The sequence below is a fragment of the Mesorhizobium sp. LCM 4577 genome, assembly GCF_001854795.2.
Taxonomy (GTDB): domain Bacteria; phylum Pseudomonadota; class Alphaproteobacteria; order Rhizobiales; family Rhizobiaceae; genus Mesorhizobium; species Mesorhizobium plurifarium.
Genome location: NZ_MDDU01000035.1, coordinates 93,759 through 111,557 on the forward strand (window position 1 = coordinate 93,759; position 17,799 = coordinate 111,557).

The 17,799-nt window shown below is 65.3% G+C and carries 13 protein-coding genes; 3 read left to right on the plus strand and 10 right to left on the minus strand.

Going from position 1 to position 17,799, the window contains the following annotated elements; all coding sequences use genetic code 11:
* The first annotated feature begins 100 nt into the window (after positions 1 to 100).
* Both LCM4577_RS25320 and LCM4577_RS25325 read left to right on the plus strand, forming a co-directional pair.
* Positions 101 to 1,738 carry an ABC transporter substrate-binding protein gene (locus tag LCM4577_RS25320; protein WP_071074003.1) on the plus strand — a complete coding sequence of 546 codons (1,638 nt, stop codon included), beginning with the start codon at positions 101 to 103 and terminating at the stop codon, positions 1,736 to 1,738.
* A 582-nt stretch (positions 1,739 to 2,320) separates the two neighbouring features.
* The gene (locus tag LCM4577_RS25325; protein ID WP_071074004.1) at positions 2,321 to 4,036 is read left to right on the plus strand and encodes an HAD family hydrolase; all 1,716 of its coding nucleotides are present in this window, start codon (positions 2,321 to 2,323) and stop codon (positions 4,034 to 4,036) included.
* A 174-nt stretch (positions 4,037 to 4,210) separates the two neighbouring features.
* On the opposite strand, the gene LCM4577_RS25330 is transcribed toward LCM4577_RS25325, so the two are convergent.
* The 8 genes from LCM4577_RS25330 to LCM4577_RS25365 form a co-directional block, all read right to left on the minus strand.
* Positions 4,211 to 5,008, minus strand: a complete 798-nt coding sequence (locus LCM4577_RS25330) for an ABC transporter permease (protein ID WP_071074005.1) — start codon at positions 5,006 to 5,008, stop codon at positions 4,211 to 4,213.
* Positions 5,005 to 5,877: an ABC transporter permease gene (locus LCM4577_RS25335; protein WP_071035541.1), complete on the minus strand. Its 873-nt coding sequence runs from the start codon at positions 5,875 to 5,877 to the stop codon at positions 5,005 to 5,007. The genes LCM4577_RS25330 and LCM4577_RS25335 overlap by 4 nt, the downstream gene beginning before the upstream one ends.
* The gene (locus LCM4577_RS25340; RefSeq protein WP_071074006.1) at positions 5,874 to 6,974 is read right to left on the minus strand and encodes an ABC transporter ATP-binding protein; all 1,101 of its coding nucleotides are present in this window, start codon (positions 6,972 to 6,974) and stop codon (positions 5,874 to 5,876) included. Before LCM4577_RS25340 ends, LCM4577_RS25335 begins: the two co-directional genes overlap by 4 nt.
* A 79-nt stretch (positions 6,975 to 7,053) precedes the next feature.
* On the minus strand, positions 7,054 to 8,079 hold the full coding sequence (locus LCM4577_RS25345) for an ABC transporter substrate-binding protein (protein ID WP_071074166.1): 1,026 nt from the start codon (positions 8,077 to 8,079) through the stop codon (positions 7,054 to 7,056).
* Between the two features lie 50 nt (positions 8,080 to 8,129).
* Positions 8,130 to 9,128, minus strand: coding sequence for an AraD1 family protein (gene araD1, locus LCM4577_RS25350; protein WP_040991181.1), 999 nt, complete (start codon positions 9,126 to 9,128; stop codon positions 8,130 to 8,132).
* A gap of 26 nt (positions 9,129 to 9,154) precedes the next feature.
* A complete protein-coding gene (locus tag LCM4577_RS25355; protein ID WP_071074007.1) occupies positions 9,155 to 9,934 on the minus strand; it encodes an SDR family NAD(P)-dependent oxidoreductase in 780 nt (259 codons plus the stop codon).
* A gap of 8 nt (positions 9,935 to 9,942) precedes the next feature.
* Positions 9,943 to 11,604, minus strand: coding sequence for an IlvD/Edd family dehydratase (locus LCM4577_RS25360; RefSeq protein ID WP_371410079.1), 1,662 nt, complete (start codon positions 11,602 to 11,604; stop codon positions 9,943 to 9,945).
* A 59-nt stretch (positions 11,605 to 11,663) separates the two neighbouring features.
* Positions 11,664 to 12,458, minus strand: coding sequence for a FadR/GntR family transcriptional regulator (locus LCM4577_RS25365; RefSeq protein ID WP_244508432.1), 795 nt, complete (start codon positions 12,456 to 12,458; stop codon positions 11,664 to 11,666).
* Positions 12,459 to 12,509: 51 nt separating this feature from the next.
* Between LCM4577_RS25365 and LCM4577_RS25370 the strand changes: the two genes are divergently transcribed.
* Positions 12,510 to 13,442: an aldose 1-epimerase gene (locus LCM4577_RS25370; RefSeq protein WP_071074009.1), complete on the plus strand. Its 933-nt coding sequence runs from the start codon at positions 12,510 to 12,512 to the stop codon at positions 13,440 to 13,442.
* A gap of 20 nt (positions 13,443 to 13,462) precedes the next feature.
* Here LCM4577_RS25370 and smc read toward each other — a convergent pair whose 3' ends face one another.
* Together smc and LCM4577_RS25380 are read right to left on the minus strand one after the other, a co-directional pair.
* Complete coding sequence (gene smc, locus LCM4577_RS25375) at positions 13,463 to 16,924, minus strand: chromosome segregation protein SMC (protein ID WP_071074010.1); 3,462 nt, start codon at positions 16,922 to 16,924, stop codon at positions 13,463 to 13,465.
* 63 nt (positions 16,925 to 16,987) lie between these two features.
* Positions 16,988 to 17,734 (minus strand): DsbA family protein, encoded by a 747-nt coding sequence (locus LCM4577_RS25380; RefSeq protein WP_071074011.1) that lies wholly within the window; start codon positions 17,732 to 17,734, stop codon positions 16,988 to 16,990.
* Positions 17,735 to 17,799 lie beyond the last annotated feature (65 nt).

Genomic DNA, 17,799 nt, shown 5'->3' on the forward strand with positions numbered 1-17,799 from the left:
CGCGCCAGATGCCGGCACGCCGAGAAAACAGCGGCGGGCGAGCAGGTGACAAGAGCATTCCAACGGCTTTGGACGCAAAATCAACAATGGGAGAAATGACATGACATCCAGGCCTCTTCATCCCGCGATCGGCACTTTCGTGCRCAATGCCAGGAACGGCAAGCTGGATCGCCGCGAGTTCCTCGCGCTTGCCAGTGCCTTCGGCGCGAGCGCGACGACCGCCTACGGGCTTCTCGGACAACCGGTTCCGGCCCACGCCGAGGATGCGCAACCGCCAAGACGAGGCGGCACGCTGYGCGTCGCCATGCAGGTCATGGAGATTGAGGATCCGCGTAGCTTCAAGGTCTCGCAAATGGGCAACATCGCAAGGCAGTTCCTCGAGCCGCTTGTGCGCTGGAAGCCTGACTTCACTTTCCAGCCGATGCTGCTCGAGAGCTGGGAGATCAACGCCGACGCCACGGAATACGTCCTGAAGGTGCGCAACGGCATAAAATGGTCGAACGGCGACGACTTCACCGCCACCGACGTGGCCTTCAACATAGCGCGCTGGTGCGAAAGAGACGCTCCGGGCAATTCGATGGCCGGGCGCATGACGGCCCTGATCGATCCGCAGGCCAAGATGGCGCGCGCCGGCGCCATAGAGATCCGTGACGATCGAACCGTTGTATTGAAGCTGTCGCAGCCTGACATCACCATCATCCCGGCGATGACCGACTATCCGGCCCTCATCGTTCACCACAGCTTCGATGCGAAGAAGGCGCCCCTGTCGGCCAATCCCATCTTCACCKGCCCGTTCGAGCTCACCAAGCTCGATGTCGGCGTCGCCGCGTCGGTCCGAAAACGCCCCGGAGGATCGTGGTGGGGTGGAGAGGTCTTCCTCGAGGGCATCGACTGGATCGACTACGGCACGGACTCGGCCGCCACGGTCTCTGCCTTCGAAGCCGGAGAGATCGACCTCAACGGACAGACGCAATCCTATGATGTCGATCTGCTGGACAAGCTGGGATTGAAGAAATCCGAGATCGTCACCGCCGCGACCGTGGTTGCACGCTGCAATGTCGGCGCCAAGCCATATGACGACAAGCGGGTGCGCAATGCCATTCAGTTGGCCGTGGACAATGAGACAGTGCTGCAGCTCGGAGCGAACGGCATGGGCATCGTTGCCCAAAACGATCATGTTGGCCCGATGCATCCCGAACATGCCGACCTGCCGCCGGTCAGACGCGATGCGGCCAAGGCCAGGGCCCTGCTTGCCGAAGCCGGACAGCTCGATTTCGAATTCGACCTGATCTCCGTGGAAGCCGACTACCGCAAGGAAAGCGCCGATGTGGTGGCCCAGCAGATGCGCGATGCCGGCTTCAAGGTGAAGCGCACCGTCATCCCCGAAGCGGCATTCTGGAACGACTGGACGAAATACCCGTTCGCAACCACGAACTGGAACGCGCGACCGCTTGGCATCCAGACCTACGCGCTTGCCTACCGGAGCGGCTCGGCCTGGAACGAGACCGGCTTTGCCGACCCGGAATTCGACGCCAGGCTGGGGAAGGCCAACGCTATCGCCGATGCCGATCAGCGCCGCGTGCTGATGAAGGAACTGCAGACGATCCTGAGGGACTCCGGCATCATCGTCCAGCCCTACTGGCGCAAGCTGTTCTGCCACATGAAGCCCGCCCTCATGGGTTACCAGATGCACCAGGCCTACGAGCAGGATTTCACCCAAGCCTGGCTGGCGGCCTGATCGTGGAAATCCGGCGACGATCGTGGCGGCACGCGAATGCAGGCCGCCCCGGCCGCATCCAGTCATCGAAAACGCTGCCCATCCGAGGCAGCAGTCTCGCTCGCGCAAGTCAGGCCGCGCAAGGGGCATGACGCGCAAACGCGGCCGCAGTTCCCCCGTTTCTGGTCCCCTTCGAGGTCTTCGAACGGCAATATCCGGTCAAAGGCATGCGTGGTTGGATGCGTCGATGACCGGGGTTCGTTGTTCGCCACAATCCTGGGCTCCAGCTTCGTTGCCTGCAGCTTACTTTTGCGGAAATGAAGCGGAACCTACTGTGATCGGCAATGACTTTCCCCCGTCGCGGGACAATGTCGAGACTTGAGCGTCATGCCTGATACGGAAAGTCGGCAACGGCTGCCTCGATTGCATCTGCAGGGTGCTAGGCAGGCATGCTGAGCCTGTCGAAACGGCTATCGCTGCGAGCTCCCTGCCGCACTGCCGGCTCGGCATGCCGCAAGAGCCTCAGCCTAAACCTTTTCCGGCGGAAGGCGTTGTTCATTGCAGACGGACCAGGACACAACAGCCAGCGGAGAGGTTCAACCGATGTATTTCATGGCATTGGCCACCGACTATGACGGCACGCTGGCGCAGGATGGGCTGGTCACGGCCAGCACGGTCTCGGCGCTGGAAAAGCTGAAGAAGTCCGGGCGCAAGCTCATCCTGGTCACTGGGCGGGAACTGCCCGATCTCAAGGAGGTGTTTTCCGAACTTTCCCTGTTCGACAAGGTGGTCGCCGAAAACGGCGCGCTGATCTACACGCCGGCCAGCGAGGAAGAGCGCGCGATCTCGCCCTCGCCTTCCGCGGATCTCGTCGACAGGCTCAAGAAGCGTGGCGTGAAGCCGCTGTCGGTCGGCCGCTCGATCGTCGCCACCTGGGAGCCGCATCAGGCCACCGTGCTCGACGTCATCAAAAAGCTTGGGCTGGAGTTGGAGATCATCTTCAACAAGGGCGCGGTGATGATCCTGCCCTCGGGCATCAACAAGGCGACCGGGCTGGCGGCGGCGCTCGAAGACCTGAAGCTGTCGCCGCATAATGTCGTGGCCGTCGGCGACGCCGAAAACGACCACGCCTTCCTCAGGGCTTCGGGCTGCAGCGTCGCGGTGGCCAACGCATTGCCCGCCGTCAAGGACACCGCGGATCTTGTCACCAAGGAGGCGCGCGGAAAGGGCGTCGAGGAGCTCATCCGCAAACTGATCAAGCACGATCACCTCATTGCTAAAAAGCGCTTGGGCGGCGTGCTGCTCGGAACTTCGCGCGGCAAGGACATCTATCTGTCGCCGATGGAAACAGTGCTGATCGCCGGGAGCTCGGGCATCGGCAAATCGACTCTCGCCACGGCGCTCACCGAGCGGCTGGTCGAAAAGGGGCTGCAGTTCTGCATCTTCGACCCCGAGGGCGACTATGACGGGCTGAAAGGCGCGGTACCGCTGGGCAACGGCTCGACCGCGCCGAACAAAGAGCAGTTGCTGGAGTTGATCGAGAAGCCGCAGACCAACGTCGTGGTCAACGGCCTGGCGCTGAAGGTCGACGAGCGGCCCGACTTCTTCGCCGAATTGCTGCCTAGCCTCGGCAATGTCCGTTATCGCACGGCAAGGCCGCATTGGCTGATCATCGACGAGGCGCATCATTTGATGCCCAAGCGACGCGGAGACACGCGATCCGTGCTTTCGATCGAGCTGCCCGGCACGGTGCTGATCACCGTCCACCCCGAAGCGATCTCCACCGATGCATTGCGGCTGGTGACGGCAGTGATCGCGCTCGGACCCAAGGCGAAGGACGTGATCAGGACCTTCTGCAAGGAAACCGGGCTCAAGGCGCCGAAGGACATCCCGCTGCCCAAGGGCGACCGGGTTCTGTTCTGGCGGCCGCACGATGGCAAGAAGCCGGTCACCGTCAAAGCGATCGAGCCCGAACAATCGTTGAAACGGCATAGCCGCAAATATGCCGAGGGCGAGCTCGACGAGGCCGGCAGCTTCTATTTCACCGGGCCGAAGAAGGCGATGAAGCTCAGGGCCCACAACCTCATCATCTTCGCGCAGATGGCCGAAGGTATCGACGACAAGACATGGGAACACCATTTGCGCGCCGGCGACTATTCCAAGTGGTTCCGCCAGCAGATCAGGGACAAGGACCTCGCCCGGGAAACGGCAGAGGCGGAGAAGGACAAGACATTGTCGGCAGACGAAAGCCGCAAGCTGGTGATCGACGCCGTGCGGAGGCGCTACACGGCGCCGGCGACTGCTCCGGAGAGGAACTGACCCTTTGCGTTGGCCGGATCTCCGCCGGCTCCGCCCCGGGGCGTCGCCCGGCGCAGGGTTGGCTCCGTTTTCAACTGCGCTGTGTGGCGGTCTGCCTGGAGCGTTTCACCGTTTCGCGGAAGCGGCGAACCACCCCATCCCTTTGTTTTTACGCAATTACGGACGGAAAACCGCTCACACTTTTCCTTGAATTGCTCTAGGAACGAGGAACCTTGCGGCGAGAGCGCAGAGCAAGACGGTGAACATCAGGATCAGCGCCACCAGCGCGTTGATATCCGGCGAGAAACCGAGACGCATCATTGCCCACAGGCGCACCGGCAGCGTCGTCTGGGTGCCGGTGACCAGGATGGTGATCATGGTCTCGTCGAACGAAAGGGCGAAGGCGAGGATGGCGCCGCCGACCATCGCGCTCGACAGGTTGGGCAGGATGACGCGCCAGAAAGTCTGCCATTTGGTTGCGCCGAGATCGTAGGAGGCTTCCACCAGCGTGCGGCTCATCGACTGCAGGCGCGTCAGCACCGTGCGGTAGACGATCGCCAGCACGAAGACGGTGTGGCCGATCACGACCGTCAGCAGCGAGCGCTCGATGCCGACCTCGCGGAAGAAGATCAGCAGCGCGAGGCCGCTGATGATAGGCGGCATCAGGAACGGCAGGAAGATGATGAACTGCAGCAGCGAACGGCCTGCTCGGCGCCCGTGATAGTAGAGGGCAAGCAGCGTGCCGCCGGCCACCGACAGCACGACCGTGCAGGCGCCGACGACCAGCGTGGTGCGCAGCGCCAGGAGTATCTCGTGGTTTGCGGCCAGCGCGACATAGGTCGAGACGGTCGGCGACGACCAGTCGACCTCGCCGCGCGCCACCGGAAAGAAGGACGAGACGATCGGCACGAAAAGCGGGCTGTAGAGCAGCGCCGCAACCAGGATGGTGATCGCCGCGAGGAGGAGCGTGGACAGGCGCGGCGCGACGGTCAATGCGAAGTCCCCCGATTGCGCCCGAACCGCTCGCCGGCGAGGATCGCGAGGATCACCACGACGGCCAGCGCAACCGAAAGAGCGGCCCCGAAGGGCCAGTTGAAGGCGGTGCCGAACTGGCTGTAGAGAATGCGGCCGAAGGTGAAGCCACTGATGCCGCCCACCATCTGCGGCGTCAGGAAATCGCCGATCGCCAGCACGAAGACGAAGCTCGCCGCCGAGGCGACGCCGGGCAGGGACAGCGGCAAGGTGATGCGCAGGAACGTCTGCAGGCCGGTCGCGCCGAGATCGTCGGATGCGCGCAGCAGCACCTGCGGGATGCGCTCCAGCGCCAGGAAGATCGGCAGGATCGCGAAGGGGATCAGAAGCAGCGTCAGCGTGAGCAGGATGGCGTTCATGTTGAAGACGAAGAGCGTCGACGGCTCCGTGATGATGCCGAGCGCCACCAGCGCCTTGTTGAGAAATCCGTTGAGGCCGAGGATGCTGCGGATCGCGTAGATCTTGATGACGTAGCTCATCAACAACGGCACCATGAGCAGCATCAGCAGCGCGTAGCGCCACCGGCCTTCAAGCGTGGTCAGGAAATAGGCCGTCGGATAGGCGAGCAGGATCGAGATCGCCGCCACCGAAAGACAGAGCACTATCGTGCGCCAGAATACGGGAAGAAAGACCGGATCGGTGAAGAAGCGGGCATAGTTGGCAAGCGTCGGCGCGTAGACGATCTGGCCCTGGTCGACGCTGAAGAAGCTGTAGACGAGGAAGATCGCCAGCGGCGCGAGGACGAAGATCGCCGGCAGCGCGAAGGCGAGCACCGTCACCAGAGGCGACCACCGCCCGTCGAGGGGTTGTGGCGAGCCGGTCCCGCTCATGCCAGCACCAGGTGGCCTTCGTGCGGCGCGAAGGAAAGCGCGACGGTCTCGCCGACCCTCAAGGCGCTGCCGTCCACTCTGCTCGGAAACCGCAGCCTCAGGCGATGTGCGACGTCGCCGCCGGCGGTGATGGTGGCGACCGTCGAGGAACCGGCAAAAGCAAGGTCGGCGATGGTGCCGGAAAGACGATTGTCGGCATCGCCGTCGCCGGCAAGATGCAGCGCTTCGGGGCGGAAGGCGGCGAAGCCGCTGGCGCCAGCGGCCGCCGCCTTGAGATGCGGCTGGCCATTGACCGAGCAGACGAGCCGGCCGAGAGCCGTCTCGATCGCGCGGAACTCGCCCCGAATCTCGCCGAGCGTGCCGGCCACCAGATTGTTCTCGCCGAAAAAGCGCGCCACGAACTCGCAATTCGGTTTGTAGTAGAGCTCGTGCGGGGTGCCGAGCTGGCGGATATGGCCGGCCTGCATGACGCAGATCCGGTYGGCCATGCCGATGGCTTCCTCCTGATCGTGGGTGACGAACAGGAAGGTGGTCTTGACCTCGCGCTGGATGGATTTCAGGAACTCCTGCATCTGCCGGCGCAATTCAAGATCGAGCGCCGCGAGCGGCTCGTCGAGCAGGACGAGGCGGGGCTGGCAGATCAGCGCCCGCGCCAGCGCCACGCGCTGGCGCTGGCCGCCCGAAAGCTGGGCCGGAAAACGGTCGGCGAAGCGCCCGAGTTGCACCAGTTCCAGCGCTTCCGCGACGCGGCGCGTGATCTCCTTGCGCGGCACGTGGCGGACCGACAGGCCATAGCCGACATTGCCGGCGACGGTCAGATGCGGAAACAGCGCATAGTCCTGGAAAACGGTGTTGAAGGGCCGCCGGTTGATCGGCATGCCGCTGATGTCCTGGCCGTCGAGCCGGATCTCGCCCGACGTCAACGGCTCGAGGCCGCCGATGAGCCTGAGCACCGTGGTCTTGCCCGAACCGGACGGCCCCAGCACGGTCAGGAACTCGCCGTCGCGGATCGCAAGGTCGATGCCGTAGAGCACGGGAACCGTGCCATAGGATTTCGAGACGGAGCGCAGCGTGAGCAGGTCGCTGTTCTGGTTCATGGCCGACTTTCAAGAAATATGGTGTCGGCGGTCCGGAACGGTCCGGACCGCCAGGTCCTTCGAAGCTTGCCAAAGGAGTTCAGGGCGTCGCCTTGATCTCGTTCCAAAGGTCGGAGCGCTTGGTCGGGTCCTCGACATTGTTGAGCCAGACCAGCTTGTCGTTGCTGCCGGCGCTGCTCGACTCGACCACGGTGTTGCCGAAGCCGGTCCGCTCGGACAGCGCGCCGCTCACCTTCTTGCTCAGCATGAAGTCGATCCACTTCTCAGCCGCGTCCTTGTCGCGAACGCCCTTGGAGATGACCCAGTTGTCGAGCCAGGCGAGAGCGCCTTCGCTCGGATTGATGTAGGCGACGTGGGCGCCGATCTTCTGCAAGGCCTTGACCTGCTGCTGGCCGTAATTGGCCCAGATCAGGGCGACGTCGTTGTTCTGATAGATCTGCTGGGCCTCGTCGGCGGTGGTGTAGAAGCTCAAGACATTGCGCTTCAGCTCGACCAGCTTGGCCTTGACCGCCGCCATCTGCTCGGCGCTGAGGTTGAAGGGGTCCTTGTAGCCCAGCGTCAGCGCGGTGAAGGAGAAATTGTGCTCGCCATTGTCATAGGCCAGCACCTTGCCCTTGTAGGCCGGATCCCACAGCACCGACATCGAGGTCGGAGCCGGCTTGACCTTGTCGGTGTCGTAGATCAGGCCGATCGAATCGAAGCAGAACGGGATGCCGTAGACCTTGCCGTCCTTGGTATCGCCGCTGACCTTGGTGATGTCGCGGAAGCGCGGCAGCGTATCCTTTTGGTTGGGCAGCTTCGACAGGTCGATCGGCGTAACGAGATCGGCCTTGATGTAGCGCTGGAGCTGCGCGGTGTTGACGGCGAAGACGTCGAAGTCCTGCCCCTCGCTGCCCTTGATCTTGGCCCAGATCTCGTCGTCGCTGCCGATGAAGACGACATCGACGCCAATGCCGGTCTCGGCGGTGAAATCCTTGACCCAATCGGCGTCGGCATAGCCGTCCCAGGCCAGCACGCGCAGGTTGGCGGCGAGCGCCGACGAGGCCATCAGGCCGATGCCCAGGCCGACACTCGCGATCCCTAGAAGCAGTTTCTTCAGTAGCATGATCATTCTCCCATTTGTTGTTCTGATGATCTCAGTCCGCGGCCTTGCCGTCACAGCGGGGTGACAGCTACCAGCCCCTCGTCCGGCACCGCCTGCATCCGGTTGCGCAACGGCTTGCCGAATTCCGGTGCCTGGATTTCGTATTCATCGCCGGGCTGTGTCTTGATGCCGGAGGCGTAGCTCATCACCGCCGCGCCGAAGAAATAGGCGTGCAGATCGCCTGGCCGGCGGTGCATCGGGTAGCGGAAATGGTAGTGCTCGAGGTTGGCGATCGAGTGCGACATGTGCGCCTCGCCCGAGAGAAATTCCTGCTCCCAGATGACGGCGCCGTCGCGCCGGATGCGGGAATGGCCGCGCACCTCCCGCGGCAGCTCGCCGATCAAAAGCTCGGGCCCGATCGAGCAGGAGCGCAGCTTGGAGTGCGCCAGATAGAGATAATTCTCGGCCTCGGTCACGTGGTCGGAATATTCGTTGCCCAGCGCATAGCCGATGCGATAGGGGCGGCCGTCCGGCCCGTTGAGGTAGAGTCCGACGATCTCGGCCTCCTCGGCACCCGCTTTAGCGAAGGCCGGCAGCGGCAGCGGCGCGCCCGGCGGCACAACGCAGGTGCCGACGCCCTTGAAGAACCATTCGGGCTGGACGCCGAGCTTGCCCGGCGCGGGTTTGCCCCCCTCCAGCCCCATGCGGAAGATCTTCAGCGAGTCGGATTCGGCGGCGTCCTTGCCGTGGGTCAGCACATGCATCTTGTCGCGCGCGGCAGCGCTTCCCGTATGCGTCAGGCCGGTGCCGGTGACGAGGAAACGCGCCGGCTCCGGATGGTCGACCGGGACAAGCACGCGGCCTTCGCGCAGCAGCTGGTTGTAGTCCACTTTCTCGCCGCCGGTCCGCTCCTCGACAAGCGAGGCGATGGACCTGCCTTCGGCGATAGCCGCCGTGGCGAGATCGAGGACGGTTTCGGTGCCGGCAAGGAGGTGGAGCTGATCGCCATCGGCGCTGACGCGACCCACGTGGCGGCTGCCGTCGGGCAAGTTGAACTGAACGAGACGCATGAACCTACCTTTTCCTTCTCGCCGGGTCACACCCAGCCGCCATCGACGATGAATTGCTGGCTTGAGCACATGCGGCTGTCATCGGCGGCAAGAAACAGCGCCATGCGCGCAATGTCGGAAGGCTGCAGCCGATCGGGCAGGCACTGCCTTTCCTCGATCTGGCGCTCGCCGGCCGGCGTCAGCCACAGGCGCATCTGGCGCTCCGTCATCACCCAGCCCGGCACCATGCAGTTGACGCGGATGCGCTCGGGGCCAAGTTCGCGGGCAAGCGCCCGTGTCATGCCGTAGACGGCCGCCTTCGCCGTCACATAGGCAGGGCAGTCCGGATCGCCGACCATCCAGGTGATCGAGCCGAAATTGATGATCGAGCCGCCGCCCAGCGCCTTCATTTGCGGGCGCACGGCCTGTGCCGCGAAGAACTGGTGGCGCAGGTTGACCGCCATGCGGTCGTCCCAATAGGCGACGCTGACATCCGCGGTCTGGTGGCGGTCATCATTGCCGGCGTTGTTGCACAGCGCCTGGATGGGGCCATTTCGCTCTCTCGCCTGTTCGACGGCCGCCTGCAGGGCCTCGACATCGCGCAGATCGCAAGGAATGAAGAGCGGCTCCGGATGGCCTTGCGCCGTGATCGCCGCGACCAACTGCCTCGACGGTTCCACCGCCATGTCGACGAAGGCGACGCGGCTGCCTTGCGCGCAGAAGTGGCGCACGAGGCTCTCGCCAATGCCGCTGCCGCCGCCGGTTATGAAGACGCTGCGGCCCTTGAGGCTGGGGTAGACGGCATAGGTACCGATTTGGTCGTTCATTGCGGCACCTAATGCGAATGGCGGGGGATGCCGGCATCGCGGCGCCCGACAAGGAAATCGAAATCGCAGCCCTGATCGGCCTGCAGGACGCGCTCAACATAGAGGCTCTGGTAGCCGCCCTCGGGCGGCGCCGGCGGCCTCCAGTCGCGGCGGCGGGCGGCAAGCTCCTCCTCGGAAACCAGCAATTCGAGGCGCCGGCCGGCGACGTCGAGATCGATGAGATCGCCGTCGCGAACCAGGGCAAGCGCGCCACCCGCCGCAGCCTCGGGAGCAACATGCAATATCACCGTCCCGTATGCGGTGCCGCTCATGCGCGCATCGGAGATGCGGACCATGTCCGAAACGCCCTGTTTCAGGAGCTTCGCCGGCAGCGGCATGTTGCCGACCTCGGCCATGCCCGGATAGCCACGCGGACCGCAATTCTTGAGCACCATCACCGAAGAGGCGTCGATATCGAGCTCCGGATCGTCGACGCGGGCGTAGTAGTGCTCGATATTCTCGAAGACCACCGCCCTGCCCCGGTGCTGCATCAGCGCCGGCGTCGCCGCCGACGGCTTTATGACAGCGCCGTCGGGCGCGAGGTTGCCGCGCAGCACCGATATGCCGCCTTCCCGAGTCAACGGCCGGTCGAGCGGCCTTATGACCTCGGGATTGTAGTTCGGTGCGCCGTCGACCAGCTCGCCGATCGTCTTTCCGCTGACGGTCATGGCGTCGCGATGGAGAAACCCCGCCCCATCCAGCGACGCCATGACCGCAGCCAGCCCCCCGGCGTAGTAGAAATCTTCCATCAGGAACCGGCCCGACGGCATCAGATCGACAATGGTCGGCACATCGCGGCCGAGGCGGTCCCAATCGTCGAGGCTGAGATCGACGCCGACGCGACGCGCGATCGCGATGAGGTGCAGCACCGCGTTGGTCGACCCACCGATGGCGCCATTGACCCGGATGGCGTTCTCGAAGGCCTGCCGGGTGAGAATTTGCGACATCGTCACATCCCGGAGCACAAGGTCGACAATCTGCCGCCCGGCAAGCTGCGCAAGCACGCCACGGCGCGAATCGACCGCCGGTATCGCCGCATTGTCCGGCATGCYGATGCCCAGCGCCTCGACCATGCTGGCCATGGTGGAAGCGGTTCCCATGGTCATGCAGCTGCCGGCCGACCGGCTCTGGCCCTGCTCGGCGGCGAGGAAGTCCTCGACCTTCATGCGGCCTGCCTTCACGTCCTCGGCGAATTTCCAGACATGGGTGCCGGAGCCGATGTCCTGGCCACGGAACTTGCCGTTCAGCATCGGGCCGCCCGACACGGCGATGGTCGGCAGATTGCAGGACGCCGCCCCCATCAACAGCGACGGCGTGGTCTTGTCGCAGCCGACCATGAGCACCACGCCGTCGATGGGGTTGCCGCGAATGGACTCTTCGACGTCCATGCTCGCCAGATTGCGGAACAGCATCGCGGTTGGGCGCATGTTGCTTTCGCCGAGCGATGTCACGGGAAATTCGACCGGCAGGCCGCCGGCCTCATAGACGCCGCGCTTGACGTGATCGGCGAGCGCCCGCAAATGCGCATTGCAAGGGGTCAGCTCCGACCAGGTGTTGCAGATGCCGATCACCGGGCGGCCGTCGAACGCGTCGTCCGGAATGCCCTGGTTCTTCATCCAGCTGCGGTGCATGAAGGCGTTCTTGCCTTCACCRCCGAACCAAGCTGTCGATCGCAGCTTTCGTCTTTCGCTCACGATCTCTGCTCCTTGCGGCGCCTGTTGCGGTTCTCGACGCTGCGGCGAACGTCTTCCTCGGCGTTGTCGATGAGGACGAGAAGCGCCTGCTGCGCGCCACTCCCATCGCCGGCGGCGATCTTCTCGGCCACCTCGCGGTGCAGCGGCAGCGAGTGGCGCTGCCCCTCCGGATTGTCATTGGAGAGGCGGAAGCTCATCATCAGCGCCGTCTCCACCAGCGCCGCCAGCGAGCCGATCAACTCATTGCCCGTCATGCGCAGGATTGTCTGATGGAAGACGAGGTCAGGCTTGGCAAAGCGGTCGCCGTCGTCGCCCACGGCCTCCATTTCAGCAAGCGCGGCATTAAGCTCGGCAAGCTGTGCCGGCGTCGCCCGCTTGGCAGCAAGCGCGGCCGACATCGGCTCGATCGCCCGGCGCAACTCGAAAAGCGCGGTGACGTCCTCGGCGCTGACGCCTGCCGCGTAGCGCCATGAAAGGACGTCGGGATCAAGGAAGTTCCAGTCGGAGCGGGGACGCACCCGCGTGCCGGTCTTCGGCCGTGACTCGACCAGCCCCTTGCCCGCCAGCACCTTGATCGCCTCGCGCAGCACGGTGCGGCTGACGCCCAGCATCTCGCTGGAATCGTCGGCATTGGGAAGCGCCTCGCCGGGCAGGAAGTCACCCTGCACGATGCGCAACCCGATCTGCTCGACGACCGTCGCATGCAGCGCCGTCGAGCCGCTGGCAACCGCGGCGACGACCCGCGACGTGCGAGCGATGCTGAAGGATTTCGTATTCTTCATACTATTCATATGATATGTCTTTATCCAGGCGGTGACGAGAGTCAAGGCATCGGGGAGAAGATGGACGGGAATTTTGAAATAAGCGGCGCCGGCGGGCGCGAAGGGCTGGTCACGATCGCCGATGGCCTGGCGACGGTAGAGATCGCCCCTGCCGTCGGCGGCGCGCTGGCGTCGTATCGCGGGGAGAATAACGGGCATGCCATCGACTGGCTGCGTCCCGCCGGCCCCGCCGCGCTCGCCGGCCGCGACGCCGGCGCCATGGCCTGCTTCCCGCTCGTCCCCTATTCCAATCGCATAAGAGGCGGCCGTTTCAGCTTTGCAGGCCGGACCATCGAGTTGCCGACGCGGCCCGACGATCCGCATTATGAGCACGGCCATGGCTGGCGCCGGCCGTGGACGCTGGCAGGGCACCAGCAAGCCAGCGCGGTCCTGCGCTATCGTCATGATGCCGATTCCTGGCCATGGAGCTACGAGGCCGAGCAGAGGATCGGACTCGTACGGGGCTGCCTGAGCATCCGGATCTCGTTGCGCAACCTCTCGGATACGCCCATGCCGGCCGGGCTCGGACTTCATCCATACTTTCCCGCCACCCCATGGACGCATATCCAGGCCGGTGTCACGGGAATGTGGGAAACCGACGCCGAGGTTCTGCCCACACGCCACGTTCCGCCGCCCGCGGGCGCTGATCCGACCACAGGCTTCGACGTCGCCGAGGCCGCGTTCGACACCGTCTTCACCGGATGGACACGCCGAGCGCGCATCACCTGGCCGGACGAAGAACGGCTGCTGGACATCGAGGCCGAAGCGCCGCTCGATTTCCTGGTGCTCTACACACCGCCGGGCGAGCCCTTCTTCTGCGCCGAGCCGGTCAGCAACATCACCGACGCCTTCAATCGGTTGGAGGAAGACACAGGTTGCATGGTGCTCGCACCCGGTGAGAGCCGGTCGGCAAGCGTCCGCTTCATACCGTCGGAAACGATCTCGACGCGATAGCCTCGGGCGGGCCGGTTAGGTCAGCTCGCCTCGCGCATCGCCTCGGCCGCCTGCAGGTCGACCGAGACCAGTTGGCTGACGCCCTGCTCGGCCATGGTGACGCCGAACAGCCGGTCCATGCGCGCCATGGTGATCGGGTTGTGGGTGATGATGACGAAGCGCGTCTCGGTCGTCTTGGCCATCTCTTCCATCAGATTGCAGAAGCGCTCGACATTGTGGTCGTCGAGCGGCGCGTCGACCTCGTCGAGCACGCAGATCGGCGCCGGATTGGTGAGGAAGACGGCGAAGATCAGCGACATCGCCGTCAGCGCCTGCTCGCCGCCGGAGAGCAGCGTCATGGTCTGCGGCTTCTTGCCGGGCGGCCGGGCCAGGATTTCGAGACCGGCTTCGAGCGGGTCTTCAGACTCGATCAGCTGCAGCTCGGCCGTGCCGCCGCCGAAGAGGTGCGAGAACAGCCGCTGGAAATGGCCGTTGACGACCTCGAAGGCCGACAGCAGCCGCTCGCGGCCCTCGCGGTTGAGGCTCTGGATCGCCTGGCGCAGCTTCCTGATCGCCTCGATGATGTCCTCGCGCTCGGAGACGATGGTCTCCAGCCTGTCGGACAGCTCCTTCTGCTCTTCCTCGGCGCGCAGATTGACGGCGCCGAGGCGCTCGCGCTCGATCTTCAGCCGGTCGAGCTGGCGCTCGATCTCGGCCATATCTGGCATCGGATCGTCGGCTTTGAGGCCGGTATGCTGGATGACGAGATGCGGCGGCGTGTTCAGCGCTTCCTGGATACGCGCCTCGACCTCGGCGCGGCGCTCGTCGGCGGCGGTGAGCCGCTCCTCGGCGCGGACGCGGGTTTCGCGCGCCTCGGCAAGCGACTGGATGGCGGCGGTGGCCGCCTTGTCGAATTCGGCCTGCTGGTTTTCCGCTTCCTGCAGGCGGTCGCTTGCCGCCTGGCGCAGCGCCTCGGCCTCGGAAAGTTGCGTCAAGAGAGCGCGACGCTTGGCGTCGATCTCGTCCGGCGCATCGGCCAGCCGCTCGCGCTCGGTTTCGGCCTCGGCCTTGCGCTCGCCGAGGGCGGCAATCTGCGTCGAGGCGTTTTCGGCGCGCTCCAGCCAGTTCTTGCGCTCGGCGCCGATGGCGTCCAGCCGGCGCATCCGCGCCTCGGCCTCGCGCCGCAGTCCATCATGCACGGCGCGCGCGTCGGCAAGCGTGGCGCGGTCTCGCGAGACGTTGGCGGAGGCCTGTTCGAGCTGCAGCTGCAGGTCGCCGAGATCGGGCGCGTCCTTCAGCATCTCCTCGGCTTCGAGGAAAGCGGCCTGTGTCTCCTCGTGGCTGTCGACGATGCGGGCACGGGCTTCGTCCAGAGCAGCGCGGCGGCTCACCAGCTCGCCGCCGGCCTTCTCGGCCTCGGCCAGCGCGTTGCGGGCGGCATCCAGCGCATGCTGGGCGTCGCGGCCGGCCTGACGCGCATTGCGCTCGGCCTCACTTGCCTCGCGCATCGCCTGTTCGGCGCGCGCCAATGCTTCCTCAGCCTCGCGCACGACGCGCGTCGCCTGCACGGCTTCGGCATCGAGCTCGGCCAGGCGGTTCTTCTGCGCCAGCCGCAGCGCCGCGGCAGTCGGCGCGTCGGCGCTCGCGGTCAGGCCGTCCCAGCGCCACAGCGCGCCGTCGCGGCTGACCAGCCGCTGACCGGGCGCCAGCAACGCTTGAAGACGGCGTCCGTCGGCGGCCTCGACGATGCCGATCTGCGCCAGGCGGCGCGCAAGCTGCGCCGGCGCGCGCACGACGCTTGCCAGGCTCTTCACGCCTTCGGGCAGCGCCGCATCGCCGGGCTGCACCGCGCTCTCGCCCCAATGCACCGGAGCGCTGCGGTCGAGCGGGACGTCGAGGTCCTCGCCAAGGGCCGCGCCAAGCGCGGTTTCGTAGCCGCGCTCGACGCTGATTTGCTCCAGCACCGACGGGAAAAGATCGCCGCCGCTGGTGGCGTTGAGGATTTTCGCCAACGTGCGCGCTTCGGTCTCGATGCGCGCCAGCTCCGCCCTGGCGTCCTGCAGGGGCGGCCGTGCGGCGCTTTCGGCCGCGCGCGCCTCGGCGACGGCCTGCTCGGCGGCAATGGCGCCTGCCTCGCTCTCTTCCAGCCGGGCAAGCGCATCCTCGACTAGCAGCCGTTTCTCGGCCGGATCCGGCAGGCCGGAAATGCGCGCGACGATGTCGGAAAGCTCGCGGTCGACCTCGGCGAGCTGGCGGGCGAAGCGGTCGCGGCGCTCGGCGGTCTCGCGCAGGCTGCGTTCGATCTGATGGCGCGAGGCGGCCGCCTCGGCGCGTTCGGCGGTCAGCGCGGCAAGTTTCGCTTCGCTTTGCGACAGCGTAGCACCCGCCTGCTCGAAGGCCGCGCGCGTGGTCGCCTCGCGCTCGGCCGCGCCTGCATTGTCCGAGTTGAGCTCGGCTTCCTCGGCGCGCAGGCGTTCGAGGATGTCGGCATTGTCGCGCACCATCCGCTCCTCGCGGGCGATGTCGGCATCGAGCTGCTGCAGGCGGCGTTCGAGCTCGGTCTGGCGCGCACGGATGCGGCCGGCCTCTTCCTCGATCTGGGTCTTGGCGATCGACAGGCGCTGGAAGGCGGCGGCCGCGGCGGCTTCGGCGTCGCGCAGGTCCGGCAGCCGGTGCGCCGCGATGCCCTGCTCTCGTGCCGCCGCCATCTGGGCGGCGGCGCGGTCACCGACCAGCGTGGTGGCGACGGCAAGCGCTGAACGCGCCTCGCCTTCCTGGGTCTTGGCCAGCGTCCAGCGCAGATGCAAGAGCGTCGCTTCCGCCTTGCGGATGTCGGCCGACAGGTTCTTGAAGCGCGAGGCCTGGCGCGCCTGGCGCTTCAGGCTGTCGATCTGGCCTTCCAGTTCGCCGACGACATCGTCCAACCGTTCCAGGTTCTGCTCGGCGGCCTTGAGCCGGAGTTCCGCCTCGTGCCGGCGCGTGTGCAGGCCGGAAATGCCGGCGGCTTCCTCGAGCAGCGCTCGGCGGGCCTGCGGCTTTGCCTGGATCAGCTCGCCGATGCGGCCCTGGCCGACCATGGACGGCGAGCGCGCGCCGGTCGACTGGTCGGCGAACAGAAGCTGCACGTCCTTGGCGCGCGCTTCCTTGCCGTTGATGCGATAGAGCGAGCCCGCCTCACGCTCGATGCGGCGCGATACCTGCAACTCATCGGCGTCGTTGAAGGCGGCGGGCGCCGTGCGGTCGGTGTTGTCGAGGAAAAGCGTGACTTCGGCGGTGTTGCGCGCCGGGCGCGCGCCTGAGCCGGAGAAGATCACGTCGTCCATGCCGGACGCGCGCATATTCTTGTAGGAGCTTTCGCCCATCACCCAGCGCAAAGCTTCGACGAGGTTCGACTTGCCGCAGCCGTTCGGCCCGACAATACCGGTCAGCCCGCGTTCGATGACGAACTCGCCGGGCTCGACGAAGGATTTGAAACCGAGGAGGCGAAGGCGCGAAAATTTCATTCGCGCCGCCCCACACTACAGGCCATGGCGCCGAAGCCCGACCGCTTCGGCGCGGCCTGGATGTCAAAGCAGAGGGTCGATGATGGCCGACATTTCCTCAATCGACATCGCCCCTTTGTAGGTCTTTCCGTTGATGAAGAAGGTCGGCGTCGAGTCGACCTTGAACTCGTCCGCTCCGCGTTTCTGGACTGCTCTCACATCGTCCAGAAGTTTCTGGTCCGTCAAGCAGGACTCAAAGGACTCCTGTGTAAAACCGGCCAGCTTCGAGATCTGCAGCAGCGCTTCCTTGGTGTTGTTGACGCCGACCCAGCTCGGCTGCTGCTTGAACAGCACGTCGACCATGGCGAAGTAATTGTCCTTGGAGCAGCGCGCCAGCATGAAGCCCGCCTCGGCGCTCGGGTCGAAGGGAAATTCGCGCAGGATGTAACGAACCTTGCCGGTGTCGATATACTTCTTCTTCAACTCAGGAAAGGTCGTGTCGTTGAAATGCGCGCAATGCGGGCAGGTCATCGACGCATACTCGACGATGGTGACCTTGGCATCGTCCTTGCCGAGCTGCTTGTCGGGCAGCGCGCCGGGCTTCAGCAGTTCCGCCATATCGACGGTGCCTTGCGCCTCCGGCACCTGGACCGCGGCCGGGGTCGTGGCCGGCTTGGCAGGCGTCGACGGGTCGGCAGGCTTCACATCGGCGGCCTTCGCCTCCTCGCCGGAGTCGCTGCACGCAGCAAGCAGCGCCACCGCGGGAACAGCGGCCAGCGTGGTCAGAACGTTTCTGCGGGACAGACTTTTGCCAAACGGGGCGCGGTTCATGCGAATCACCTGATATCGGTTGGATTTTGCAATGCAAGAGCTAGAAAAGGCGAGAGTTGGCGCGA

Excerpts from the sequence above, each read along its gene's own strand:
- LCM4577_RS25325 (WP_071074004.1), top strand. The coding sequence starts at position 2,321 with ATGTATTTCATGGCATTGGCCACCGACTATGACGGCACGCTGGCGCAG.
- araD1 (WP_040991181.1), bottom strand. The coding sequence starts at position 9,128 with ATGCGTCTCGTTCAGTTCAACTTGCCCGACGGCAGCCGCCACGTGGGT.
- smc (WP_071074010.1), bottom strand. The coding sequence starts at position 16,924 with ATGAAATTTTCGCGCCTTCGCCTCCTCGGTTTCAAATCCTTCGTCGAG.
- LCM4577_RS25365 (WP_244508432.1), bottom strand. The coding sequence starts at position 12,458 with ATGAATAGTATGAAGAATACGAAATCCTTCAGCATCGCTCGCACGTCG.
- LCM4577_RS25380 (WP_071074011.1), bottom strand. The coding sequence starts at position 17,734 with ATGAACCGCGCCCCGTTTGGCAAAAGTCTGTCCCGCAGAAACGTTCTG.
- LCM4577_RS25355 (WP_071074007.1), bottom strand. The coding sequence starts at position 9,934 with ATGAACGACCAAATCGGTACCTATGCCGTCTACCCCAGCCTCAAGGGC.
- LCM4577_RS25370 (WP_071074009.1), top strand. The coding sequence starts at position 12,510 with ATGGACGGGAATTTTGAAATAAGCGGCGCCGGCGGGCGCGAAGGGCTG.
- LCM4577_RS25335 (WP_071035541.1), bottom strand. The coding sequence starts at position 5,877 with ATGAGCGGGACCGGCTCGCCACAACCCCTCGACGGGCGGTGGTCGCCT.
- LCM4577_RS25345 (WP_071074166.1), bottom strand. The coding sequence starts at position 8,079 with ATGCTACTGAAGAAACTGCTTCTAGGGATCGCGAGTGTCGGCCTGGGC.